At 36.3% G+C, this 22,765-nt stretch carries 31 protein-coding genes and 1 other annotated feature; of the genes, 28 read left to right on the forward strand and 3 right to left on the reverse strand.

All coding sequences use genetic code 11. The features are described 5' to 3' along the window. The first annotated feature begins 1 nt into the window (after position 1). Positions 2–406: a VOC family protein gene (locus BLS02_RS12085; protein WP_092493296.1), complete on the forward strand. Its 405-nt coding sequence runs from the start codon at positions 2–4 to the stop codon at positions 404–406. A 32-nt stretch (positions 407–438) separates the two neighbouring features. Here the strand turns inward: BLS02_RS12085 and BLS02_RS12090 are convergent, their stop codons facing one another. Continuing rightward, positions 439–1,299: an aminoglycoside phosphotransferase family protein gene (locus BLS02_RS12090; RefSeq protein WP_092493297.1), complete on the reverse strand. Its 861-nt coding sequence runs from the start codon at positions 1,297–1,299 to the stop codon at positions 439–441. A 104-nt stretch (positions 1,300–1,403) separates the two neighbouring features. Here BLS02_RS12090 and BLS02_RS12095 point away from each other — a divergent pair, with 104 nt between their 5' ends. From BLS02_RS12095 to BLS02_RS12115, 6 genes are all read left to right on the forward strand, one after another. Continuing rightward, complete coding sequence (locus BLS02_RS12095) at positions 1,404–1,862, forward strand: GNAT family N-acetyltransferase (RefSeq protein WP_092493298.1); 459 nt, start codon at positions 1,404–1,406, stop codon at positions 1,860–1,862. Positions 1,863–2,150: 288 nt separating this feature from the next. Next, positions 2,151–2,609, forward strand: a complete 459-nt coding sequence (locus BLS02_RS12100) for an NUDIX hydrolase (RefSeq protein WP_092493299.1) — start codon at positions 2,151–2,153, stop codon at positions 2,607–2,609. Between the two features lie 58 nt (positions 2,610–2,667). Next, on the forward strand, positions 2,668–2,820 hold the full coding sequence (locus BLS02_RS18985) for a hypothetical protein (RefSeq protein ID WP_175559489.1): 153 nt from the start codon (positions 2,668–2,670) through the stop codon (positions 2,818–2,820). Positions 2,821–2,841: 21 nt separating this feature from the next. Continuing rightward, a complete protein-coding gene (locus tag BLS02_RS12105; protein WP_092493300.1) occupies positions 2,842–3,330 on the forward strand; it encodes an NUDIX hydrolase in 489 nt (162 codons plus the stop codon). 51 nt (positions 3,331–3,381) lie between these two features. Then, complete coding sequence (locus BLS02_RS12110; protein WP_092493301.1) at positions 3,382–3,702, forward strand: hypothetical protein; 321 nt, start codon at positions 3,382–3,384, stop codon at positions 3,700–3,702. A gap of 312 nt (positions 3,703–4,014) precedes the next feature. Next, the gene (locus BLS02_RS12115; RefSeq protein WP_175476856.1) at positions 4,015–4,803 is read left to right on the forward strand and encodes a helix-turn-helix transcriptional regulator; all 789 of its coding nucleotides are present in this window, start codon (positions 4,015–4,017) and stop codon (positions 4,801–4,803) included. Here BLS02_RS12115 and BLS02_RS12120 read toward each other — a convergent pair. Beyond that, a complete protein-coding gene (locus BLS02_RS12120; RefSeq protein ID WP_092493303.1) occupies positions 4,738–5,973 on the reverse strand; it encodes an MFS transporter in 1,236 nt (411 codons plus the stop codon). The genes BLS02_RS12115 and BLS02_RS12120 overlap by 66 nt on opposite strands. Positions 5,974–6,509: 536 nt before the next feature. On the opposite strand from BLS02_RS12120, the gene fosM reads away from it, so the two are divergent. The 20 genes from fosM to BLS02_RS12220 all read left to right on the forward strand — a co-directional run bounded on the left by fosM (position 6,510) and on the right by BLS02_RS12220 (position 19,735). Further along, positions 6,510–6,923, forward strand: a complete 414-nt coding sequence (gene fosM, locus BLS02_RS12125; RefSeq protein WP_092493304.1) for a FosM family fosfomycin resistance protein — start codon at positions 6,510–6,512, stop codon at positions 6,921–6,923. Positions 6,924–6,947: 24 nt separating this feature from the next. Continuing rightward, the gene (locus BLS02_RS12130; protein WP_092493305.1) at positions 6,948–7,421 is read left to right on the forward strand and encodes a GNAT family N-acetyltransferase; all 474 of its coding nucleotides are present in this window, start codon (positions 6,948–6,950) and stop codon (positions 7,419–7,421) included. A gap of 103 nt (positions 7,422–7,524) precedes the next feature. Continuing rightward, positions 7,525–7,983, forward strand: a complete 459-nt coding sequence (locus tag BLS02_RS12135) for a GNAT family N-acetyltransferase (RefSeq protein WP_092493306.1) — start codon at positions 7,525–7,527, stop codon at positions 7,981–7,983. Between the two features lie 81 nt (positions 7,984–8,064). Next, positions 8,065–8,317: a binding site (T-box leader), on the forward strand. A 316-nt stretch (positions 8,318–8,633) separates the two neighbouring features. Next, positions 8,634–9,851: an MFS transporter gene (locus BLS02_RS12140; protein ID WP_092493307.1), complete on the forward strand. Its 1,218-nt coding sequence runs from the start codon at positions 8,634–8,636 to the stop codon at positions 9,849–9,851. A gap of 565 nt (positions 9,852–10,416) precedes the next feature. Further along, positions 10,417–11,289: an alpha/beta hydrolase gene (locus BLS02_RS12145; RefSeq protein WP_092493308.1), complete on the forward strand. Its 873-nt coding sequence runs from the start codon at positions 10,417–10,419 to the stop codon at positions 11,287–11,289. A gap of 44 nt (positions 11,290–11,333) precedes the next feature. Beyond that, positions 11,334–11,996, forward strand: a complete 663-nt coding sequence (locus BLS02_RS12150) for an HAD family hydrolase (RefSeq protein ID WP_092493309.1) — start codon at positions 11,334–11,336, stop codon at positions 11,994–11,996. A gap of 135 nt (positions 11,997–12,131) precedes the next feature. After that, positions 12,132–12,749, forward strand: a complete 618-nt coding sequence (locus BLS02_RS12155) for an NUDIX hydrolase (RefSeq protein ID WP_092493310.1) — start codon at positions 12,132–12,134, stop codon at positions 12,747–12,749. A gap of 86 nt (positions 12,750–12,835) precedes the next feature. Then, a complete protein-coding gene (locus BLS02_RS12160; RefSeq protein ID WP_092493311.1) occupies positions 12,836–13,021 on the forward strand; it encodes a hypothetical protein in 186 nt (61 codons plus the stop codon). 74 nt (positions 13,022–13,095) lie between these two features. Beyond that, entirely contained in the window at positions 13,096–13,989 is an 894-nt protein-coding gene (locus BLS02_RS12165; RefSeq protein WP_175559490.1) for an alpha/beta fold hydrolase, read from the forward strand. A 17-nt stretch (positions 13,990–14,006) separates the two neighbouring features. Next, a complete protein-coding gene (locus BLS02_RS12170; RefSeq protein ID WP_092493313.1) occupies positions 14,007–14,270 on the forward strand; it encodes a hypothetical protein in 264 nt (87 codons plus the stop codon). Between the two features lie 57 nt (positions 14,271–14,327). After that, positions 14,328–14,741 carry a hypothetical protein gene (locus BLS02_RS12175; RefSeq protein ID WP_092493314.1) on the forward strand — a complete coding sequence of 138 codons (414 nt, stop codon included), beginning with the start codon at positions 14,328–14,330 and terminating at the stop codon, positions 14,739–14,741. A 20-nt stretch (positions 14,742–14,761) separates the two neighbouring features. Continuing rightward, positions 14,762–15,496 (forward strand): alpha/beta fold hydrolase, encoded by a 735-nt coding sequence (locus BLS02_RS12180; RefSeq protein ID WP_092493315.1) that lies wholly within the window; start codon positions 14,762–14,764, stop codon positions 15,494–15,496. A gap of 4 nt (positions 15,497–15,500) precedes the next feature. Further along, positions 15,501–15,983 carry a site-2 protease family protein gene (locus BLS02_RS12185; protein WP_092493316.1) on the forward strand — a complete coding sequence of 161 codons (483 nt, stop codon included), beginning with the start codon at positions 15,501–15,503 and terminating at the stop codon, positions 15,981–15,983. A 120-nt stretch (positions 15,984–16,103) separates the two neighbouring features. Next, positions 16,104–16,958 carry a metallophosphoesterase gene (locus BLS02_RS12190; RefSeq protein WP_092493317.1) on the forward strand — a complete coding sequence of 285 codons (855 nt, stop codon included), beginning with the start codon at positions 16,104–16,106 and terminating at the stop codon, positions 16,956–16,958. Positions 16,959–16,998: 40 nt separating this feature from the next. Further along, positions 16,999–17,412, forward strand: coding sequence for a hypothetical protein (locus BLS02_RS12195; RefSeq protein WP_092493318.1), 414 nt, complete (start codon positions 16,999–17,001; stop codon positions 17,410–17,412). Between the two features lie 28 nt (positions 17,413–17,440). Next, positions 17,441–17,632 (forward strand): SelK/SelG family selenoprotein, encoded by a 192-nt coding sequence (locus tag BLS02_RS12200; RefSeq protein WP_092493319.1) that lies wholly within the window; start codon positions 17,441–17,443, stop codon positions 17,630–17,632. A 24-nt stretch (positions 17,633–17,656) separates the two neighbouring features. After that, positions 17,657–18,166, forward strand: a complete 510-nt coding sequence (locus BLS02_RS12205) for a GNAT family N-acetyltransferase (RefSeq protein ID WP_092493320.1) — start codon at positions 17,657–17,659, stop codon at positions 18,164–18,166. A gap of 17 nt (positions 18,167–18,183) precedes the next feature. Beyond that, positions 18,184–18,540, forward strand: a complete 357-nt coding sequence (locus BLS02_RS12210; protein WP_368073015.1) for an AAA family ATPase — start codon at positions 18,184–18,186, stop codon at positions 18,538–18,540. A gap of 350 nt (positions 18,541–18,890) precedes the next feature. Continuing rightward, entirely contained in the window at positions 18,891–19,220 is a 330-nt protein-coding gene (csaA, locus tag BLS02_RS12215; RefSeq protein WP_092493321.1) for a chaperone CsaA, read from the forward strand. Further along, the gene (locus tag BLS02_RS12220; RefSeq protein WP_092493322.1) at positions 19,220–19,735 is read left to right on the forward strand and encodes a GrpB family protein; all 516 of its coding nucleotides are present in this window, start codon (positions 19,220–19,222) and stop codon (positions 19,733–19,735) included. Before csaA ends, BLS02_RS12220 begins: the two co-directional genes overlap by 1 nt. A 410-nt stretch (positions 19,736–20,145) precedes the next feature. Here the strand turns inward: BLS02_RS12220 and BLS02_RS12225 are convergent, their stop codons facing one another. Then, entirely contained in the window at positions 20,146–20,592 is a 447-nt protein-coding gene (locus BLS02_RS12225; protein ID WP_092493323.1) for a DUF5392 family protein, read from the reverse strand. Positions 20,593–21,267: 675 nt separating this feature from the next. Between BLS02_RS12225 and BLS02_RS12230 the strand changes: the two genes are divergently transcribed. Next, positions 21,268–22,752 carry a flotillin family protein gene (locus BLS02_RS12230; RefSeq protein WP_092493324.1) on the forward strand — a complete coding sequence of 495 codons (1,485 nt, stop codon included), beginning with the start codon at positions 21,268–21,270 and terminating at the stop codon, positions 22,750–22,752. Positions 22,753–22,765 lie beyond the last annotated feature (13 nt).

The following is a 22,765-nucleotide window of genomic DNA, read 5'->3' on the forward strand; positions in this document are numbered from 1 at the left end:
GATGGAGTTCAATGATTTTTCAGCAGCGCAAATTAGAATTGCACGGCCAACAGACAAATTTGATGAAGTAATCGATTTTTATGAGCAAGGTCTTGGTTTAGAACGGTTAACCGACTTTGCGAATCCAGACGGATATACAGGTGTTATATTAGGGTTGCCAAATGCAGGTTATCATCTTGAATTCACTAAACATGCTGATGGGAGTCCTTGTCCTGCACCAACAGAAGATAATCTGCTAGTCTTCTATATTCCGGAAAAAAGTAAGATTGATCATGTAGCGAATCGATTACATAGTATGGGTTATCCTGGTGTCCTACCTGAAAATGATTATTGGAAGGAAAAAGGAGTAACGATTGAAGACCCGGACGGTTGGCGAATTGTTTTAATGAATACGAAAGGTATATAGGTGAAATTTTAAACCATGCGGGGGACCTTCTATCAGGCCCCACATAAATTACTCAAGTTTAAAAATCTCCATAATGCACTGTCCCATTCGACGGTTTCGTCATTATGAATCGAATGTAAAAGTTCATGAAAAACAGGTTGCAATCCATAGAAACTTTCTACTCTTTCAAAGATAGACTCTTTTGATTCAATACCCTCGTAATAAGACAATACTTTTTTCGTGAATTCAGGCCCAAATTCCCAATAGAAACCCGCAAAGTCAAAAGCTGGATCGCCAATTTGTGCATCGGTAAAATCGATAATTCCTGTAACTTCACCCTCATTCCAGATGATGTTCGAAGTTGAAAGGTCACCATGAATTACAGTTGTTGGATATGAAAGGGTAGGAAGTGTATCTAAAAATCTGGTAAATACGCAAGTGATTGTTTGCTGTTGGAATTCGCTTAACTCTGGATAAACATTCTCCCTTACAGATGTAAATAAGTCGTTCCAGTAATCGTATGTATGGAGAGTGCTTAACTTCGGATGATTCATTCTGTGCAACTTGGTTAAAAAATCACCAAGCAGCATTGCGTTTCTATCATTAATTTGTTGTTGCTCTAGTGGCTGCCCCTCAATGTATTCATAATAAACACATCTTAGTTTATTATTTTCATCATATAACAGTGTGTAATCTGGAATTGTCACGAAGGGCTTATGCCTATTTAATTTCTTCAAAAGCAAGGCTTCGGACATGACTCTGTCAGCAACTTTGTCATTCTTGGGAAAACGAAAAACAGTATTTTCGTTTACAATAATTATATCGTTATCCCATCCATGTGTATTGCGCCTATAACCATGGATTTTCAATTTTGGTAGTGCTTTACTAATAAAATAGATCATTTCTTGTTCCATACTCAGTTTCCCCCTATTTTGGTTAGGTTTAATTTTAGCATAATTAGAGGGAAATCAATGTCGGAAATCGAAATAATATAAAGGATAAGGAATAGGTGATCATAATGGAAATTCAAAAATTAAAATCAAGTGAAGCGGCACCAATGAATTTACTTCTTTTAGCAGATCCATCTGAAGATCTTATCCAGGAGTACCTAGAGCAGGGGCAGTGTTATGTAGCAAAAATTGATAATAGATTGATAGGAGTATATATACTTCTGCCAATCAATTCGAACATAATTGAAATTAAAAATATAGCGGTTGAAGAGGGTGAACAAGGGAAAGGTGTCGGCAAACAACTAGTAACACATGCTATAGCAAACGCACGGTTTCAAGGGTTTACCCATATTGAAGTTGGAACTGGCAACTCGAGTATAAATCAGTTGGCCCTTTATCAGAAGTGCGGATTCAGAATTACTGGAATTGAAAAGGATTTTTTTACAAAAAATTATGAGGAAGAAATTATCGAGGATGGGATTAGATGCACCGATATGATCCGATTAGAGATTAGCTTGATGAAATAGGAGAATTTTACAATGCCGTTTTATATACGAGGCACAATTGTCTTAGGAATTTTGTTCTTTATTTTTAGCAGATAAAAAAGTATAAATACTTTCTTACTGCATAAGTGCAACTAAGGCTTATCTATATTAAGGCATGGCAATAAGCCAAGTTTTCTAATATTTACTGAGAGCTTCAATCTAATAGGTATACTTCCGATTTTTGAATGGGTTACCTGGTATATTTTACCGTGGATTGCACTTTACTGGTTTATTGAATTTGTGAAAATTAAAAGGGTGAAAACTTAAATAATGGATTATGTTAAAGAGTTAAGAGAATTAGTTGGGCACAGACCACTAATATTGCCAGGGGCAGTCGTATTAATTTTAAATGACAAAAATGAATTATTATTGCAGCATAGATCAGATGGCGGCTGGGGATTGCCAGGTGGCCTTATGGAATTGGGAGAAAGTATGGAAGATACTGCGCGAAGAGAGGTCAAAGAAGAGACCAATTTGACTATTGGCAATCTAAAGTTACTAGGTATTTTTTCAGGTGAAGAATACTATTTAAAGGTTGCTAAGGGCGATGAATTTTACTCCGTAACTGCAGTCTATACAACGGATGAAGTTCAAGGCGATATTAAAATAGATAGAACAGAATCTGTAGATGTTCAGTTTTTTCAATTAAACCATCTCCCAAACGATTTACTTGATGTTTACCGAAATTTCATAACCCCTTATATGGACATTTTAAATGTGGGTAACTAGTAGGATGAAATAGAGAAGATGACAAGCTAAACAAAATCAATATCAAGGAGATTATCAAATGAGAGTTAAAATTTTAGATGCAATGACTTCAGGAAGATTAGAAGATAAAGTGAATCAGTTTATAAATGAAAAGCAAATTAAGGTCTTAAACATACAAATAACAGCTGGATTTGGGAATGTTGTGGCATTAATTGAGTATGAAGAAGAATAGGTATGAGAAGGAGACAAAGGAATGCTTAACTATACGATTTGCTTCATAAAAAGAAGAGATGAGATTCTATTGCTGAACAGAGAGTCTCCTGCTTGGATGGGGATGTGGAATGGCGTAGGTGGAAAGGTAGAAGATAATGAAACTGCCCTTGATTGCATCCTGCGCGAGATAGACGAAGAAACAGGTATAAGTGAACCCAAAAATATTATGTACAAAGGAAATGTATGTTGGGAAGCAGATGGCAAGGACCTTGGTGGTATGTATGTGTTCATTGCAGAGGTACCAGAATCATATACATATACTACACCGAAGAGCACTGATGAAGGTATATTGGATTGGAAAAAACTTTCATGGGTACTGCATGATGAAAATTTTGGTGTGATCGAAAACATAAAATATTTTTTACCGAAAATGCTTGATGAGCGGAATACATATAGTTATAGATTTGTATATAAAGATACGGAAATCATTGATGTCATATCGGAACCATTGGCACAATCTGTAACATAGGCTGGAGATGTGTTCCTTTTGTTCGGCAAAAATAAATAAGGAGCGAGTACAATGTTTACGTTAATCTTCTACGGGTTTGTCCTGATCACATTGATATCAGTCGTTTTGGCTATTAAAGGCGAGCCTAAAATGTATTGGGTTTCTGCCTTATGTACTTATATTTTCAGTTTTTTGGGCGGCTTTTCAATCGGTCAGCTAACAGTCGGATTGACGTTCGTATTCATCGTTTTGGCTTTGGCGTATTCATTTAAGTGGGTAGAAAGTGGACTTCACTATGTTGCATTTCTAGTCCTTGGATTCGTAATCGGCGGGATAATGGTAGTCTATGTTGACGATGCGTGGCTATTTTTTCCGTTTAGTATATTAAGTTAACCAACAAACTTGTTTGATTTCTTCTAATAAAAGGAATACTACTTGTGAATGATTACTTAATGGAGGAATTGAAAATGGGAAAGCTTATAAGAAGATTGATAAAATACGGGCCAATTATTTATCCAATGGTTAGAAAATTTATGAATAAGCGGAAAAATAAGAGTTATAGTCGTTGAAATTAACATGGGCTGCCTTCCATTGAGGCGGCTTTTTTTAATGAGAGCTAATCACTATGTTATTCTGTAATTTAGAAGAATTAAAATGAATATGGTTCCAATAATCATATTTATTGTAGGTAAGGGGGTTTGCGAGATGATATTAGAACACGATAAAGGCTTGCTTCTCATGCGTCATGATAGTTTGGGGGAGCGTAATTGGAGAAGTGACGAATGCTATAAGCTGATTTTTTCACCATATGGAAAAGGACTTTATCAAACAGGTCAGCGAGATATATCAATTGATGCTGGTAATTCTTTAATTTTAAATCCAGGCCAGCAGCATAAACAGCTTCATGTCACCGAAGAGAAGTTTCTAGTGGAGGTTGAGCAATCCTTATTACGGGAAGTAGCGGAACAGCTAGGTTTTAAACTAACTGACCCGGAATTCGCATTATTACCTTCTATAAACCCGCAAATCGTGAACTGGATTTCCTTTATTCGTGAATACATAACTGTTTCGTCCAATGAATTATTTATTGAAAATAGTCTTACCCAGCTTGCCATACTTATGTTGCAAAATAGTCCTGGTTCACACTCTAATGATTTACCGGTAGTGTCTGGTGAACTAGAGAATGTAACCAATGCTTTAAAGGAGGGCTATGATGAGAACTGGACACTTGCTGAAATGGCTGAGCAGTCTGGGATAAATAAATATCAGTTTGCACATATGTTTAAAAAACAAACAGGCTTATCGCCATATTCGTGGCTCCAGCTTTACCGTCTGATAAAGAGTCAGCAACTTCTTATTCAAACGGGAGAATCTATTCTGACAATTGCTTTCAAAGTCGGATTCAAAAATATCTCTTCCTATAATAATCTATTTAAGAAAGTTTATGGGAGAACGCCAACTGAGTTTCGTATGTTTTATCGTAATAATAAATAGTAATGCAATGCTTACTATTAAAATTATTATGCCACTTCCAATCATTAGCCATTGAATCGGAACAAAGGATACAAGCATCCCATAAAACAGGAGTGAGAAAGTATTTGCCAGGTAAAGCAGGAATGCATTAGAACTGAATGCACGTCCAAGTTTATTTTCAGGGACAAGTGACTGAATCAGGTATACTCTGGCAAGACTGGAAATTGGTAGCCCGATGCCAACGAGGATTGCACCGATAAAGAAATGTTCAATCTGATAAAATACACCGTAGTATGTGATGCCAGCTCCCCAGACGAAAGCCCCTGTCAGATAGATTTTCATCGTCATTTTTTTAATGAAATATGGAATTGTAATGTTTGTTAAAATAACTGCCCCGCCAAATACCCCTTGAAGAATAGCGTACAATTCCTCACTTTTACCACTCATTTCTGATAGTGCAAGCAACAGCCCAACTTCCCATACCCAAGTGTTAAAGAATACGATTAGAAAAGTAATAGTAAATAGTTGTCTAATCGTGATGTTTCTTTTAGCCCACGTAAAGAATTCCGCTATAGCAAGGAAGACACCTTTGACAGACTTGTTCACTTCTTGTTTCGTTTCCGTGAAATGTACTTGAAGCAGGCAAATGACACTGATTAAATAGGTTAGCGCATCGATAATGAAAAAATAAATAGTACCATATGTTAACAGCCAAACTGAAATGACTGGACTTAGAACCGTAACACCACGGCTCAGGGTATCGTTTAAACTGTTCGTTAGCGAGCGTTCCTCAGGCTCAGTGATAATTGGCAAAATAGCCCGGTGTGTCGGATTGAAAAAGCAGCCGATCGTTTGAATGGCAAAGCTAACAATGAGTAAATAATAATAATCCAACAAATTGAAATGATGTAATAGAAATATCGAAAAGATAAGTGGAATACGTAATAGGTCAAGCATAATTAATAGTTTTTTCTTCGGCAGCCAATCAGCAATCACTCCTCCAATTAAGCCAAATAAAAGATATGGTGCTGTCTCTGCGATTGCCATTGCCGTAGTATAAATGGTTGATTCTGTAATCTCATACGCGAGAAAAAGAAATGCCATCCCAGATAATACATCACCCAAACGAGATATCCCACCACCAATTAGATAGTACCGAATATTTTTGTTTTGCAGCAGTTCTGTATACATGTTTTTCACCTCTAATAGTACTTTATCAACAGCAGAGGAACACGTCTTATTACATATTGCTAAAAAAACAAGCAATATTCTACTATAATAATCGTTACCAAAAGCAAAAAAGTGGCATCAATTATTTTTAAAATTGATGCCACTTTTTGTGGTTGGATTTCGATAGTACTATAAAGAAACACACTTAATGTAGGAAATTGCGAACCACGAAAACATGTTCGATTGTTACTTCTCCGTCCTTTAAAATCTTGTTTGTGGCATCAAGCAGCACTCTTGTTTTCTAATTCTTTATGAATATCAGTCTTCTAATAAAAACCAGAATGCTGAAGCCCGTTATAATCCCAAATCCTCAATTTGATTCTTAAGCTTTGTGATATTATCAATGGTCCTGGAGAAAAGAACATCCGCTAAGTATTAGGGTTGTTACCATGATTAGCGAAATAATTGATTTTTTTCATATAACTCTCCTTTCAATTATTCTGCTAATAACATAACATGGAATATATGTTATATCTCGTTATTGGAGTTGGACCCTAATGAAAATAAATCATCTGCTGCTTTCCGTTTCAGATCTGAATCGGTCGATAAAATTTTACGAAGAGGTTTTGAACGCTAAACTTTTAGTGAAAGGGGAAAATACAGCCTACTTTGATATGGATGGATTATGGCTGGCTTTGAATGTTGAAGTAGACATCCCACGAAACGAAATACATGAATCCTATACACATATGGCATTTTCGATTGAGGAAAATGAATTCGATGAAATGTATGCAAAGCTGGAGCGGCTTAATGTAACTATTTTATCGGGCCGTCCAAGAGACGAGCGGGACAAGAAGTCTATTTATTTTACCGACCCAGATGGGCACAAGTTCGAGTTTCATACAGGAAGTTTGCAGGATAGAATCGATTATTATAGACAGGAAAAACCACACATGGAATTTTTTGATTAGAGCAGAAGGAAAGAGGTTACAAAGATGCAATTATTTATAAAAAATATGAACGAAGAACGGGCAATCGAAGCACTTAATTGGAGATATGCTGAACCGTATGATCTTTATAACAATGAGTTGACTAACGACACTTTGCAGGAATTTTTGGGAGGATCATATCACGCAATAGTTGATCAGGATAATGCATTATTTGGTTATTTTTGTATAGGTGAACCAGCCCAAGTGCCGCCTGGCAGGAAATTTGGCGTATATAGTGAAGATATGCTGGATGTAGGATTTGGGATGAAGCCCAGTCGTACTGGACAAGGGAATGGCTTTGAGTTTTGCTCATTCATTTTTTCATACATTCAGGAAAACTATAATGATTCACATCACCGATTAACAGTAGCAATATTTAACGAAAGAGCTATTCATCTTTATGAAAAACTGGGATTTGTAAAACGAACAGAATTTGACACTGATACCACAGGCTTTATAACGATGGTGAGGGAAGCTTAATCGTCTGACCAGCCGAAATGCCGGAAATCTTAACAAATAGGCGAGGAGACCATAATTGACCAAGACTATTCAGAATGCAACTAAAAATTAAGGGTGACGCATTATGAAAACAACTACCGAAGTAAATTTCACAAAAGTTACCGAACAACAACAAGGTGCAGCCAAAGACATAATTCTAGAAGGCTTCAAGGAATACTTTGGTTTCATAGATCACACAATGAATCCTGATCTGAACAACATATATAGACACTATAATATGAACGGCAATGCCTTTTATGTAGGAGAAATCGAGGATTGGATTATTTGCACTGGGGCCATAACAAAAGAAAGCGAGTCGACAGCAAGAATTGAAAGAATGTCTGTGAAAAAGGAATACCGACGACAAGGCATCGCCCAAAAAATGCTGTTCCATCTGGAAAAACAGGCCGGGAAAATGGGCTATTCAAAAATAGTAATGGAAACCAACAAGGAATGGCCAAGCGCTATTAATCTATATAATACTAACGGATATACTCCGTTTAAACGAGATAGTCAACGGATTCATATGCTGAAGGAATTATGAAATGTGAAGTTAACCCAATTATTTTAAAAATAGCTTTACAATATACTTCGACTCTGATAATCTATCTTTTAACTAAATCGGAAAAACGCGTTGACGAGAAGAGTAGATATGTTTCATTCTTTAAAGAGAGCTCCAGTCGCTGAAAAGGAGCAGGAATGACCATGTTGAAGCAAGACTCTGAGTATCACATTGGAACCAGATGGGGATAGTGTGACAGGTGCTCCTGTTATAGGGCTAGGGTATACGTAAGTTCATACCGTACCTGATAAGTTTGATATGGTGACATATTGATAAACTGGGGTGGCACCGCGATGCGCGTTAACTCGTCCTCAAGATTAATTTCTTGAGGGCGAGTTTTTTTACTATTTAGGAAACTATAAAATTTAAGTGCAGTGGATAACTGGACTCCCGAATAAGCGACGTCCAGCTCCAGCGCCTAGCGCCTAGTGGACTTCCCTCCCCGTGTCTACGATAAGTCAACATCGAATCGCTTACGCTCTTCGTGTATCCTTTATCTCAGGGAAAAGGGAGATCGACTAAGACCGCCGCTTTGCGCGGCAACGTCGACCCACCCGCGATGCGCGGGCGCAGTCCATACGGCGCTGAACAGGCGCTTGTGCTTTTGTTCTTTGGAAAAGGAGTGAGGACTGATGAAACTGGAGAAATGGAAATATACCGCAATCCTATTATTCGGTATAGGTGTATCTAATATAGGAGAATGGATTTTCTTAATCGCATTAAATTTAATAGTACTAGATATGACAGGATCCCCATTAGCTGTGGCTGCATTATATATTCTGAAACCAGTGGCAACAATCTGCACAAATAGTTGGTCTGGCAGTTTAATAGATCGTCTTAACAAAAGAAACCTAATGATATTTTTAGATATCTTTCGTGCTGTGGTTATCGCCATATTACCTGCTTTTTCAACGATTTGGCTCATTTATTTTTGTGTGTTTTTTATCAATATGGCTAGTTCCATATTTGAGCCAACATCAATGACATACATAACAAAATTGATTCCAATTGAACAACGAAAACGGTTCAATTCGCTGCGCAGCCTGATTGATTCAGGAGGTTTCCTTATTGGTCCAGCGATAGCCGGTCTGTTGTTTATCATTGGAACTCCCCACTTCGCCATTTTTATCAATGCAATTGCGCTGTTTTTGTCAGGTCTTATCACATTGCTCATGCCTAACCTTGAAGAAAATAGAATCATCCATCAGGAAAAGTTTTCTATGACAGTACTAAAAAAAGACTGGCATGCAGTGTTGCAATTCAGTCGTCGGAATGTCTCGGTCATGATTATTTACTTTCTGTTTAGCAGCATGATGGTGATGGCTACGGCGATAGATTCAATCGAGGCAGCATTTGCGAAAGAGGTTCTGGGTTTAACGGATGGAAAATACGGGTTTCTTGTGAGCATTGCCGGAGCAGGAATTGTTGTGGGAGCAATAATAAATGCCGTTTCTGTAAAGAAAATTTCAGTTGCGTTGTTAATTGGGGCAGGATCATTGTTTGTTTCCATTGGCTATATTATCTATGCGTTCTCCGGTGGGTTTCTTGTAGCGGCAGTAGGATTCTTTATCCTGTCCTTTTCACTGGCATTCGCCAATACAGGCTTCTATACATTTTATCAAAATAATATTCCAGTCGAAGTCATGGGCAGAATTGGCAGTGTTTATGGGCTTGCCGAGGCAATATTAATTATCGTGATGACTTCAGTAATGGGTGTTGCAGCGCAATTAATTTCGATTCAAGTTGTTGTGATTGTCGGGGCATTTATTATGTTGGTGGTGACAGGACTTTTGTTTATGTATAATTTAGGCTCTTTTCGTAGTTTTACTGCTTTTAATCTTCGCAGTTGATATAAACTGCGAATTAACATGGAAAAATGGCTGAGTGCTATGACACCGCTTCGGAAATACACTTCGCGCACCTTAGGGCAACGCTTCAGCTCCCTTTGAAGCAAAAGCCGCTTCCTGCGGGATCTTCAGCTGTTGCTCTTTCCGCAGGAGTCTTTGTGTATTTCCTCCGCTAGGTTTTGCTCTTTAGAACTTGATAAAAACAAGATTTTAAACCACTAAACTAGCAGCTGGAATATGCGAGACTCCTGTGGGACAGCGAGGCTAAGAGACCCCACAGTGGGCGTTTTTTTGCGAATGAGGAAGCTCGTGGTGAGCCCGCGGAAAGCGAGTATATTCCAGTTGCGTGGTTAGAGATTCTCACTAATTAATTCTAATCGTATCTACGTCGCATTTTATATCAACCGCGTCTAAGACTCAATGCTTGGTATAAGCAATAATCTTTTAGAAAACAGCGAAACCGATCAGTTCCCAAAATAATAGATACTAAGTTTACAAGGTATTCTGAAAATTTGTGTTAAACTATATCTAGAAATTGTGACAGTAATAAAGAAGGTGGTTTTTATTAATGGGAAAATATCATTCTGTGATAATTGGCCAAGGGAAACCTTTAATTTTTCTTCCTGCATTAGGATTTTCGGGAAATGAGGGTTTGAATATAGCAGAATCATTGGCAGGAAGTTATGAATGCCATTTGTTGGATCTACCAGGATTAGGTAAGAGTGATGGATTAAAAGGCAGAGTATCAATGCCTGAAATCGCTTCCTGGGTAAAACAGTACGCTGATCAAAACAAGTTAGAGGATGTTACTCTTATCGGACATTCAATGGGAGGCGGCATTGCAATGTGTTTTGCTTCTGTTTATCCAGAGTATGTAAACAGAATAGTATTGTTAGATCAAGGGCACCTAAAATTACCCAGATTTCCGACTAGTGAGTTTGGCCTTTTTGGCTATGTAATACCAGTTATCAGTTTAATGGAAAGACTACTTGGAGACAAACTAATTAAACGGATTAAGAAGTTTTTTATTTCGGATGATGATAATAATTCATCAAATGCAAATACAAATGAAAAACAACTAAGGGAATTTTGTGAAAGGTTTAAACTAGAAGAATCTGACTATATAAACAAAGCCTTGATGGAAGAAGTGCCTTTTACTGGTGAAGGTCTACGTCTTATGTTCGGTTATTATCGTCTAAATTTGCCCAAAATACTCCAGAAAATTAGCCACCCCTGTCTTTTAATATACGCATCCTTTAAAGATATTGATGAAGAAAGAGCACGTATGACAGATAATGAAGTTAACAAAATTAACCCAACTAGTAATCTAAAACTATTCAAAATAGACAGTCATCATTACGTACATTGGGCAGATGAAAAATGCTTAGATGAGATAAGAGAATTTTTAGGCTATCCTCAAAACGAAATATTAGAAGGCTAAATAATAAAACAAGCAGTTTGAGAATGTGTGGGAGAGTGGGGAAAATGATTAAGGCTGCCCTATTTGATTTAGATGGGACTCTGCTGAATCGTGATGAATCAGTAAAAACATTTGTTGATAAGCAATACGAACGATTAGATAAATGGCTAAGCCATGTACCAAAAGACAAATACATAGCAAGATTCATAGAGCTTGATAATCAAGGATACGTTTGGAAAGATGCCGTATATCAACAGTTAGTTGATGATTTTAATATTACAGGAATAACGTGGGAAGAGTTGCTTCAAGATTATATCAGCCAATTTAAAAACTGCTGTATCCCTTTCCCTAATCTCATTAATATGTTAGGAAAATTGAGAAGCAGCAACCTTGTTCTTGGCATGATTACAAATGGCAAAGGGCAATTTCAAATGGATAATATAAGGGCATTGGGTATTGAAAACTACTTTGAAACAATTCTTATATCCGAATGGGAAGGCATGAAAAAGCCTGATCCCCAAATTTTCAATAAAGCCCTGAATAAACTTAATGTTTCATCCACTGAAGCTATATTTATTGGCGACAATCCAGAAAAAGATGTAAAAGCAGCCCAAAGTACAGGCATGAAAGGTGTTTGGAAAAGAGATGATCGACAGTCTGATATTGTGGGGGATTTTACAGTTAATGATTTGGAGGAAATACCTTTAATTATACGTGAATTAAAATAGTTAATCTGATTTAACCAGTTCAGTGTTGAAATAAACCATAATTTAATTGCTTAGCCAATTCCATGTTATCCGAAACATAAAGAAATTAAGCTTTTTAAGCTAATGATTAAAAATTTTTAGGAAAAGGTGTTCATAATGAGTTATAAATGGTTAGAATGGGCAAAGAAAATCCAATCAATATCCCAATCAGGGCTATCGTTTTCAAACGATATGTACGATATTGAAAGATATGAAGAACTGCGAAAGATTAGTGCTGAGATAATTGAGCAATATACTGATTTGGAAATGGAAAAAATAGAGGAGTTGTTCACAAATGAAACAGGGTATCAAACCCCTAAAGTAGATGTACGTGGGGCTGTTTTTAATGACGATAAAATTTTAATGGTACGGGAAAAGATTGATGATAAATGGTCGTTACCGGGAGGCTTTTGTGATATTGGATTATCACCTTCTGAAAATATTATTAAAGAGGTGGAAGAGGAGTCAGGTTATGATGTCGTCGCCAAAAAATTAGTTGCACTGCTGGATATGAATAAACATTCTCATCCACCTCAACCTTATCATTATTACAAAATATTTATTCATTGCGACCTAATTGGAGGGCAAGCAGATACTGGGATAGAAACGAAAGATGTACAATTTTTTTCTGAGAACAATCTCCCTAAACTTTCAACTGGGAGAAATACAGAAAACCAGATAAAAATGCTTTTTGGTTATTTAAGAAATCCTAGTAAATTATCACTAGTTGATTAGATTTTCTGTACTTCATGGTGATGCTATAGAAAATAAAAAAGCAAATAGTAATTATTGAAATAAAGTAATAGATGGGGAAAAGAAAAATGAATTGGCCAGTATTAAGAGATTTAAAATCAATGATCGGTTTCTCCATATCAAAAATATTAGGAGTAATTGCAATAGTATTAGCTGCAAACAGTAATAACTACTGGGTGTTATTTGTTGTTGCATTAAGTGTAATGTTCATTAGTGTAGCTAGAGCTGACAAAATATATAAGCAAAATCTATAGCAATGTAAAAATATTAGAGAGATCCCTTTTAACTTACTGTTAGTCTAGTATATATAAATGGAGGGTCATTCGTTTTGAAAAATGAAGCTTTAAACTCAATTGAAAGGACACAGGGGTTTATAGGGAGTGAAAATTGTAAGACTTACTATGAAGTTCATACCCCTCGTCACCCTAACTCTGAATTAACACCCATTATACTGTTGGCTGGTGGTCCTGGACTTTCATGTAAAACTCTAACTCCTCTTTTAAACGTAGCTGAAACAAGACCAGTCATTGCTTATGACCAAATAGGTAGTGGCAAGTCAACTAGGTCAGAACAGTTCACATCTTTGGATATTAAGGATTTTATAAAACAATTCAATAATGTGGTGACCGAGCTGAACTTAAGCCGGTTTCACATTCTAGGTCATTCTTGGGGAACTATTTTAGGAGTAAATATTGCTTTACAATATCCAGAAAATACTCGAAGCTTAATTTTACATAGTGGTATTGCAGATTGGAAGAAATGTCTTGAAGCTAGACTAAATTTTGAAGAAGAATATTTTCCAAAGGAATTAAAAAGAGTCCTTAAGAAATATAACGATGGGGTAAAAGTTTCATCCGATGAAATGGAAGAAGCTATTAATAAGTACAATAGCTTGTTTTATTGTAGAGCCGAGTATCCCAAATATTTATCCGAAGCATTAAATGGCAAGGATTTTGAAACCAATCAATTAATTTGGAATCCCGTTAAAAAAAAAGAAATGGCTAGTTATAATATTTGTGACAGGTTAAATGAAATAAAGTGTCCAACACTTATTATGAGTGGTAAGTATGATGGGATATCGGTTGGGCAAGCCGAACTTTTTAATACTGGTATAAAAAATAGTAGGCATGTAGAATTTATAAATTCGGCTCACTATTCTCATATAGAGCAAGAAATGGAATTTATAACACAGGTAAAAGGTTTCCTGAAAGGATTTGTATAAAAGGGGGGGTAATCACATTGGTTCCGGTTATTTTAACGATAATTCTTCTGATTGGTCTTGTTTGTTCCATATATATTGTGGTTCAAAAAAGAAAAAAATCCGGTATTACAGGGATGAAAAGTGCTCTAACCTCAATATGTTTGTATCTTGTTGCGATTACAAACATTTTGGCATACTGGTATAACTTTATAGGAGTATTAAGTTGGTCTATTGGTGTTTTCCTGTTGCTTTTAGGTGCTTATTTTACGAAATATTTGCCGATGCCTGAAAAGCGATTCTAAAAAAGATTTATTAAACCAAAGAGGAATAGAGTTAAACAGCAGTGAAGGCTGATTGTGATGAAATTTGAAGATTTGGTAAAGGACAGAGGTTATGATATTTCATTTGAAGGTATCCTGGAACCAAGAACAAACGAAGTGATGTTGAGGATAATGATAATTGTAAATACAAGTGAGGATTTAACTGACTTACTTATACATCCTCATCCTGATAGCGAAGTGACAACCTTACAGATCGACTTTCCAAATTATGTTACATATTCCGTGATTTACGATGATTTTACCATTTGGAACGATGATGAAGTATATAAAGGTGAGGCATTGCGAATCTATGATAAATCTAGTTATTTTGATTTTATAAGAAGGAAATCGGTGTTGCCAGACAAAAGTTTAAGGCATTTTTCATTGGCTTGTATTGAACATAAGGTAGATATAATTTCCGAGTATGAACCAATAATTTCTAAAATAAATTAAATAGAAAAGTGGGAATGGATATGATATTACATACTGAAGTTTTTGGTGATGGAGAACCTATTGTATTTCTTCATACGGGTTTGCAGACAGGTTTAATAGATTTTGAGTACCAGAAAGAATATTTTAAGGATACATTTAAAATAATTCTTCCCGATTTAAGAGGCCACGGCAAATCAATTGAAAACGACTTTTCCAATTTTTTCGATGATTCAGCTTCAGATGTTGATGAGACACTTAACGATCTGGGTGTGGAATCTGCACATATTGTGGGCTGCTCACTAGGTGCTTTGGTTAGTTTATTCTTTGCAAAAAAATATCCGAATAAGGTAAGGAGTTTGACCATTTCAGGTGTTCTGGCGGAAAAACCAGATAACTGGCTTGAAATGCATAAACAAGATACAGAACATCAGGCTCAATTATTATTAGATGAAGCTATGGTAAATTACTTTGATAATCTGCATAGTTCTGATTGGAAGCAGTTTTTGTATATGGCTAAGGATGAAGAATGGTATCCATTTCAACAGACAAAAGATTTAAATGGTATTAATTCACCCGTGCTGTATATGGCTGGTGAAGGAAATAAAGGTGAAACAAAAAGTGCTATATTATACCAGTTAATGAAAGAGGACTTTCACGTATCTATAATTCCCTTCGCATCGCACCTAGTTCATTCCGAACAGCCAGAATTATATACAAAAATATTAGAAATGTTCCTGGACGACACGGATCAGAATATCGAACATAGCATGAGGTGACCATATGGAAATGATACTTTTCATTATCTTTTATATAGTGGCCATCCCATTGTCTGTCTTACTTCATGAAGTCGGTCATGCAGTTGGAATTATTGCTTTCACACGCGAAAATGCAAGAGTTTTCCTCGGGCCTGCGAATAAGAGTAATAAAGAAGTGTTTAAAATTGGTAGAATGCATTTCCATATTACTTTAGCTTTTTTCGGATATTGTAATTTTTCAAAAGGAGATGAAAAGCAAACGAACTTTCAAAGAGGAATTATTGCGGCAGGCGGTCCAATAATGTCACTCCTTTTATCAATCCTGTTTTATATTATTTCCATATATACAACTCAGCCAGAGATAGGGAAGTTTGCTGCCGGTATTTCACTGTTTAACATGTTAAATTTTCTTCTCACGATTATACCAATAAAATATCCAAAATGGTGGGGGCCATATAAGGGTTTTCCTTCTGATGGATACAGAATATATATGGCTGTGAAAAAGTAAAAGACGCGGCACCCCAATAGTCGTTAAAGAGTATTTTTCGCTTAAGTCATTCCAAGGGTAAATAAATTGTGATAAAATTCAGTTAGATTGTAGTCTAACTCGATAGGCAGGGCATTTAAATTGAAATTTTTCACGAAAAAGAAGTTACTACTCGTACTGGCAATAATTGTTTTCGCAATTGCGCTCTCCTATCATCAAAATAACGTTTTAACGACAACGGAATTAGATGTTCACTCTGATGAACTGCCAGAAGGCTTTGATGGTTACAGGATTGTTCATCTGTCTGACTTACACAGTAAATCCTTTGGAGAAAATCAAAAGAGATTAGTAGAACGTGTTAAAAATGAAAATCCTGATTTAATAGTTTTTACCGGAGATATAGTCGATCAGAAAGACTTTAATAAAAAACCGGGTATTATATTAATGGAAAATATCGCTACAATTGCACCTGTATATTTCGTAACCGGGAATCATGAATGGTGGTCAGAGGAATATAGTTCCCTGGAGAATGACTTAGAAGGTGCGGGAGTCAGTGTGCTTCGGAATTCAAGTGAACTAATTCAGGTAAAAGGTAGTAGTATAGCAATTTCGGGTATTGATGACCCTGCAAGAGCTGAAGATTCCTATGCTGAGAAAGGTATCGTAAGTGAATCGATAGACAGCCTAAAGATTAAGATGAGTGCTGAATTCTCAATTCTTTTATCACATCGGCCAGAAATGTTTTCCGTATACCAGGATCATAAGATAGATCTTACCTTTTCCGGTCATGCACATGGTGGTCAGTTTAGGTTACCTTTTATTGGTGGAGTAATTGCTCCTGACCAAGGCCTATTTCCAAATTATACAGCAGGAAAATATGTTGAAAACGGCTCTGCAATGATTGTTAGCAGAGGTCTTGGTAATAGTATTATTCCTCAGAGAATCTTTAACCGCCCGGAAGTTGTAAGTGTTACGCTGCATGCAAATGATCAATAGCCCAGAGATAAATAGTCTTTAAGATGAGGAGGGGGGAGATTTGAAAGTAATCATCTACATAGCCCTGTGCCTCTTGTTAGGCATTATGGCAACCTTAGCCTTAACTAATACATTTCCATTCAATTCTGGTGGTATAGGCAACCCCACCGCAAGGGATATTTTAAAAGGAAACCCTGATGCGGATATCCTTAAGTTAGATGGGTTAATCTATTCAAATGTCTCGGATAGGGAATGGCTTGATGATAATCAATATACCAAGGGAGAAGAGATTGGTGAAATAAAAAAGCAGACAACAGCTACTTGGTGGTATAGGAACTTTTTTGCAACTAAACTTCCAAAAGGAACTAAAATTTTTATGTCGAATGGTAAGGATTATGATGAGTATCCCCCTTCATCAGTAATAGTAGAAATAAATGATGAAGAATTAGTATACCAAGCCATGGTGGAGGGATAATTTTAGTGAAAGTTATGGGGGTGATAGAGTGATTTCAAATGTCTTATGGGGAATATTCTTGGTTATATTTATTTTTTTTATGATTTTTCTCGACAAACGTAAGAAGAAAAAGCGTAGTAAAAATCCACATCGTGAAAAGACAGAACAGGAAAAAGAAACGGAAATTGCAGTTGAAAAAGAAAGAGGGAGACGTCCGTTCGGTGGTGGAGGGGCTATGTAACTGAAAATCGACAAAGGAGAACTTATGGATATTAGACTATTAGATGCATCAGATGCAAAAAAATACTGGGATTTAAGATTAGAAGCATTAGAACAAAATCCAGAGGCGTTTGCTACAAGCTATGAAGAGGCTATGAGCAGAGAAAATCCAGTCGAAGGTGTAGCAAAGAACCTATCAAAAGAGGGGAGCTTCACATTTGGAGCATTCCATAATAATGATCTAATTGGTGTTGTTACTTTAATGCAGGAAGCGCCGTTGAAACTAAGACATAAAGCAAACATATTTGCAATGTATGTAAGTCCTAAAATGCGTGGATTAGGTGTTGGTAATGAAATTCTATTAGAAGCAATCAACCACGCAAAATCAATGAAAACAATAGAAAATCTTAATTTAACGGTCGTAACAACGAACGAAAGTGCAAAGAAACTTTATAGTAAACTAGGCTTTAAAGTATTCGGCACGGAAAAACGTGCACTCATTATCAATGATATCTATTATGATGAAGAGTATAGGGTATTGTATCTTAAACAATAAAAGCAGGTGCAGAAAGTATGGAAACCAAAAACCTTCCTAATAAGATACATATTTTAGGTTCAGTTGGAAGTGGAAAGACGACATTAGCAAAAAAATTAGCATCTAAGTTAGAAGTTCCTTTTCATGAATTGGATAATGTTGTATGGAAAAGACACAAAGCTGGAGACATAAGACGATCTGAAAAAGAAAGAGAAGAATATTTAAATACTTTAATCGATTCTGATGCTTGGGTAATAGAAGGTGTTCATAACGAAGAATGGGTATCGAAAAGTTTTGATAATGCAGACATGATTATCTTTTTAGATACAAGATATGCGATCAGGAACTATCGAATTTTGAAGCGGTTTATATTACAGAAAATTGGCTTAGAATAATCAAATTATACGCCCACGCTTAAAATATTTTTCAAAATGTTTAAATGGAACAGACGATTTGAAGAAAAAGGAAAGCCCAACTTCTTTGAAAAGTATGGAATGTATTCTAATAAGACAATCGTTGTTACAAATAAAAAACAGCTTGAAGATATATTTTTATAGGAGGATCTGATAATGGGCTTTATAATAGCAGTTTTAGCTATTCTGTCATCAGCAGGTTTTCTATACTTTCTGGGGAAATCAGATTATGATTGGGGTTCCGAGGACAAAGATAATTAATCTGCTTTTTTTGGCTGAATTATGGATAAAATAAATCTTAGAGCAAATAAAAAATAATGGAGGTAATAACTTTGGCAACAATTGAAGATTTTATGGAACTGGATATACGAATTGGAACAGTAGTGAAAGCAGCACCCTTCCCTGAAGCACGAAAACCGGCAATTAAGTTGGAGGTTGATTTTGGCGAAATAGGCATAAAGCAATCTTCTGCTCAAATCACACATCGTTATGAACCTGAACAGCTAGTTGGACGTCAAGTAGCAGGAGTAGTGAACTTTCCTCCAATGCGTGTGGCTGGCTTTAAGTCTGAGGTCCTGGTGATAGGCGGTGTACCGGGTGAAGATGATGTAGTGCTTCTGAGGCCGGACGAACCTGTCGAGAATGGCACGCGTGTATCTTAATGAGAAAGGTAGAAGTCACACCACATAATGATCAGTGGCCATTGATGTTTAAAGAAGAAGCGGAAAAATTAAGGGCAATTCTTGGCCAAGAGGTATTAGAAATTCATCATATTGGAAGTACGTCAATACAGGGACTTGAAGCAAAACCAGTAATTGACATCATGCCAGTTGTTAAAAACATCATTGAGGTTGATTCTTACAACAGATCAATGGAAGGCATCGGATATGAGGCAAAGGGTGAGTATGGAATAGTAGGTCGCCGTTATTTTCAGAAGGGTGGAGATAATCGAACACACCATATTCATGTCTTTGAATCAGGGAGTCCACACATTGACCGACATCTTGCATTTAGGGATTATTTACGTGCTCACCAAGACCTGGCAAAAGAGTATGGGACCTTAAAGCGTAATCTTATGGATCAGCATCCCTATGATATGGAGTCCTACATAAATGGAAAAGCAGAATTTGTCATGAAAACAGAAAGAAGTGCTTTGGCATGGTATAACATGCAATAATTTTATTAGTAAACTTGGCTTATCTCCATCTTTAATATAGATAAGCCTTAGTTGCACTTATGCAGTAGAAATTATTTATACTTTGTATGAAAATACCTCTACAACTTGATTTTAGCGGACACAGGAGACGCTATTTCTATATAAAAGTAACTTTCTCGAAGTTATCTGGACACAGAAGCCCTTATTATACAAATATCATGGTTATTTGACTGTATTTGTGTGAAATAAGGTCCTTGGTGTCCGCAAACACCACCATTTTGTGAATTTTTGCCAAATAAGGTCCCTGGTGTCCGCTAAACTCAAATTTGCTATATGAAAAATTAGATGGTGGCTGCGCATTCAGCAGCCATGGTGGTTTCTTAATTGCCGAAAAAAGAGAACCTTTATAAACTAAAGGTTCTCGATAATAATCAATTTTCCATTATTCGCTGTTTACGCTGATCTTCTTCTGTTAAGAAGGTTAAAAAGGTATGGAACCCGAATTTGGGTTTAGCCTTAATGTTCTGAACGTATTGATTCTTAGCATAATCATTCATATGCTCACTTTTATTGATTCTTTCAATGATATGCTCCATGCTTATCTGCTGCATTTCTTTTTTTACATGTTTCGATTCTTTATATAATGCAATACCAACTGCCCCCATTAAAGCGTATAACGCTAGATAAAGCATATTGTCCATATTCCATCCGCCTACGATTAATAACAAAATCAAATTCGTAAATGAAATTGCTAGTAAAGGTATCGCAATTAAAAGGTATCTTGAACTCTTTTTCAACTGTGGCTTAACTATATCGGTAATTGTCTGTATTTCCTTTTCAATAAAGGCAGGCATATTATTCATCATGAAATTATTCATAACCAAACATCTCTCCTTACATTTTGGTTTTATTAGAAAACTTGGCTTATCGCCAAGCCTTAATGGCGAAAGCCTTAGTTGCACTTATGCAGTAAGAAAGTATTTATACTTTCTTATCTGCTAAGAAAACTTCTTAACTGCTAAAAATAGACCTAACCATCATATATGGTAAGGTCTTGCTAATAACATCGTTGGCAACAAAGAGTGACCATTTCACGAATTTTGAATAGAGTCGTGTACTCATAACTCGCGTAAATCTCGAACTCTGTAATGACGACTTTGCTGTTAAAAGTTATTCCCAAGAGTATTATATTATAAAAGTATTATATAATTTTATTCTTATATTGTCATAAATTTTGCTCATAAATTTTGTTAAATAATTATTACGGATCGCTATGTTAAAGGTTAAACCATATTTAGTCAAGGATATGCCAAAGAAGCAATAACTCTCTTTACATCGCTGATGGAAGAATCAGAAATAACTAGAATTACGCGTTGTGTAGCCAATATGTTATGCAAGTTCAAGCTACATTCTTACTAAAGGGACAATAATTTGTACTTTAAGAACAAATTATTCAAATATTGAAACTTTATACAGATGTATTCGTATTGTAATATATCCATTTATTACATTGGATTGAATTATAAATTTTTATAAGGGAGCGGATTTTTTACATGTTTCAAGATGCATTATTTTTAATGATTTTAGCAATTATTGGTGTTGTAGCAATTATTGCAGGGGCAATAGCATTTTTCATTTTTAGACTGCGCTATAAAACAGCAAGTTCTAATGAGGCACTGATTGTAACAGGTCCTAAGCTTGGAGATCCTGAACAGGATACAAATGTATTCCAGGATGAAAATGGGCGTTCGGTTAAGATTATACGTGGCGGTGGCTATCGTCTGCGTATGTTTCAAACTGCTACACCAATTGATTTAACATCCTTCCAACTGAAAGTTGACTCAGAGAAAGCATACACAAAGGAAGGTATTCCGGTTAGAGTGGTCAGCACTGCTGTCATCAGTATTGGAAGTGAATTAGCGATTATGGCCAACTTTGCTGAAAAATTCCTTGGTAAGAAGCAAAGTGAACGCGAGGCTGAACTAAGAGATGTATTAAACGGGCATTTGCGTGCAATTATTGCTTCACTTTCAATTGAAAAGATTTATAACGACTTTAAAGAAGTAAATACACAGGTGAAGAAAATTGCTGAAGCAGACCTTAAAGGTATGGGATTTGAAATTACATCTTTTGCCTTAAATGATGTTGAAGATGTTGACGTTGAGAATGGTTATATTGATGCATTAGGACGCCCGCATATTGCAGAAGTACAAAAGCTTGCAGATCAGGCAGAATCTGATGCGGAGAAGGAAACACGCATCTATCGAGCACAAAATGACCAGGAAGCTAAAGATGAAGAAAATCGTCGTTTAACAGCGATTGCCCAATCCAAAAATGACAAAGATATTAAGGAAGCTGAATTTGAAAAAGAAACCAATCGCGCTAGAGCAAATGCAGAGCAAGCTGGTGAGTTGGAACGTCAAAAATTAGCCCAGCAGGTGAAAGATGAAGAACTTAAAGTAAAATATATTGAAAAACAGCGTGCCGTTGAGCTTGAGGAAGAAGAAAACAAACGTCGCCGCTCAATAGCAGATGCTGAAGCATATAAAACGACGAAAGCAGCTGAAGCAGAAGCAGAAAAGGGCCGCATTAAAGGTGAGTCAGAAGCAGAAGTTATTCGTCAGCGTGGTATTGCCGAAGCTGAATCGAAAGAACGCATGGCAAAAGCGATGGAGCAATATGGGGAAGCAGCTATTGTAGAAATGCTTATCAATGTGCTGCCTGATTACGCTGAAAAAGTTGCCGCTCCACTATCACAGATTCAGGATATGAAAGTGATTGATATGGGCGGAGAAAATTCACAGGGTGGTACATCAAAAATAACAAACAGTGTGACGTCAACGATGCTCGGTATTCAGGAATCATTAAAAGAAACAACGGGAATGGATTTGAAGGCAATGCTTGAGAGTTATGTATCCCGTGGAAATGCTGATCATTTTGGTTCTCAAAGAGAAAAGTATTATCATGAAGCTTCAGCAGCTAAAGGTTCAAATGAGGAAACACCGTCAACTGCTGAAGAAGCTACAGGCAATCAATAGATATAGATATAAA

Source organism: Virgibacillus salinus (assembly GCF_900102415.1).
GTDB classification, from domain to species: Bacteria; Bacillota; Bacilli; order Bacillales; family Amphibacillaceae; genus Lentibacillus; species Lentibacillus subterraneus.

What these genes read in the sequence shown, in the direction of transcription:
- BLS02_RS12085 (WP_092493296.1), top strand. Translation starts at nt 2, where the DNA reads ATGGAGTTCAATGATTTTTCAGCAGCGCAAATTAGAATTGCACGGCCA.
- BLS02_RS12090 (WP_092493297.1), bottom strand. Translation starts at nt 1,299, where the DNA reads ATGGAACAAGAAATGATCTATTTTATTAGTAAAGCACTACCAAAATTG.
- BLS02_RS12095 (WP_092493298.1), top strand. Translation starts at nt 1,404, where the DNA reads ATGGAAATTCAAAAATTAAAATCAAGTGAAGCGGCACCAATGAATTTA.
- BLS02_RS12100 (WP_092493299.1), top strand. Translation starts at nt 2,151, where the DNA reads ATGGATTATGTTAAAGAGTTAAGAGAATTAGTTGGGCACAGACCACTA.
- BLS02_RS18985 (WP_175559489.1), top strand. Translation starts at nt 2,668, where the DNA reads ATGAGAGTTAAAATTTTAGATGCAATGACTTCAGGAAGATTAGAAGAT.
- BLS02_RS12105 (WP_092493300.1), top strand. Translation starts at nt 2,842, where the DNA reads ATGCTTAACTATACGATTTGCTTCATAAAAAGAAGAGATGAGATTCTA.
- BLS02_RS12110 (WP_092493301.1), top strand. Translation starts at nt 3,382, where the DNA reads ATGTTTACGTTAATCTTCTACGGGTTTGTCCTGATCACATTGATATCA.
- BLS02_RS12115 (WP_175476856.1), top strand. Translation starts at nt 4,015, where the DNA reads ATGATATTAGAACACGATAAAGGCTTGCTTCTCATGCGTCATGATAGT.
- BLS02_RS12120 (WP_092493303.1), bottom strand. Translation starts at nt 5,973, where the DNA reads ATGTATACAGAACTGCTGCAAAACAAAAATATTCGGTACTATCTAATT.
- fosM (WP_092493304.1), top strand. Translation starts at nt 6,510, where the DNA reads ATGAAAATAAATCATCTGCTGCTTTCCGTTTCAGATCTGAATCGGTCG.
- BLS02_RS12130 (WP_092493305.1), top strand. Translation starts at nt 6,948, where the DNA reads ATGCAATTATTTATAAAAAATATGAACGAAGAACGGGCAATCGAAGCA.
- BLS02_RS12135 (WP_092493306.1), top strand. Translation starts at nt 7,525, where the DNA reads ATGAAAACAACTACCGAAGTAAATTTCACAAAAGTTACCGAACAACAA.
- BLS02_RS12140 (WP_092493307.1), top strand. Translation starts at nt 8,634, where the DNA reads ATGAAACTGGAGAAATGGAAATATACCGCAATCCTATTATTCGGTATA.
- BLS02_RS12145 (WP_092493308.1), top strand. Translation starts at nt 10,417, where the DNA reads ATGGGAAAATATCATTCTGTGATAATTGGCCAAGGGAAACCTTTAATT.
- BLS02_RS12150 (WP_092493309.1), top strand. Translation starts at nt 11,334, where the DNA reads ATGATTAAGGCTGCCCTATTTGATTTAGATGGGACTCTGCTGAATCGT.
- BLS02_RS12155 (WP_092493310.1), top strand. Translation starts at nt 12,132, where the DNA reads ATGAGTTATAAATGGTTAGAATGGGCAAAGAAAATCCAATCAATATCC.
- BLS02_RS12160 (WP_092493311.1), top strand. Translation starts at nt 12,836, where the DNA reads ATGAATTGGCCAGTATTAAGAGATTTAAAATCAATGATCGGTTTCTCC.
- BLS02_RS12175 (WP_092493314.1), top strand. Translation starts at nt 14,328, where the DNA reads ATGAAATTTGAAGATTTGGTAAAGGACAGAGGTTATGATATTTCATTT.
- BLS02_RS12180 (WP_092493315.1), top strand. Translation starts at nt 14,762, where the DNA reads ATGATATTACATACTGAAGTTTTTGGTGATGGAGAACCTATTGTATTT.
- BLS02_RS12185 (WP_092493316.1), top strand. Translation starts at nt 15,501, where the DNA reads ATGGAAATGATACTTTTCATTATCTTTTATATAGTGGCCATCCCATTG.
- BLS02_RS12205 (WP_092493320.1), top strand. Translation starts at nt 17,657, where the DNA reads ATGGATATTAGACTATTAGATGCATCAGATGCAAAAAAATACTGGGAT.
- BLS02_RS12210 (WP_368073015.1), top strand. Translation starts at nt 18,184, where the DNA reads ATGGAAACCAAAAACCTTCCTAATAAGATACATATTTTAGGTTCAGTT.
- BLS02_RS12220 (WP_092493322.1), top strand. Translation starts at nt 19,220, where the DNA reads ATGAGAAAGGTAGAAGTCACACCACATAATGATCAGTGGCCATTGATG.
- BLS02_RS12225 (WP_092493323.1), bottom strand. Translation starts at nt 20,592, where the DNA reads ATGAATAATTTCATGATGAATAATATGCCTGCCTTTATTGAAAAGGAA.
- BLS02_RS12230 (WP_092493324.1), top strand. Translation starts at nt 21,268, where the DNA reads ATGTTTCAAGATGCATTATTTTTAATGATTTTAGCAATTATTGGTGTT.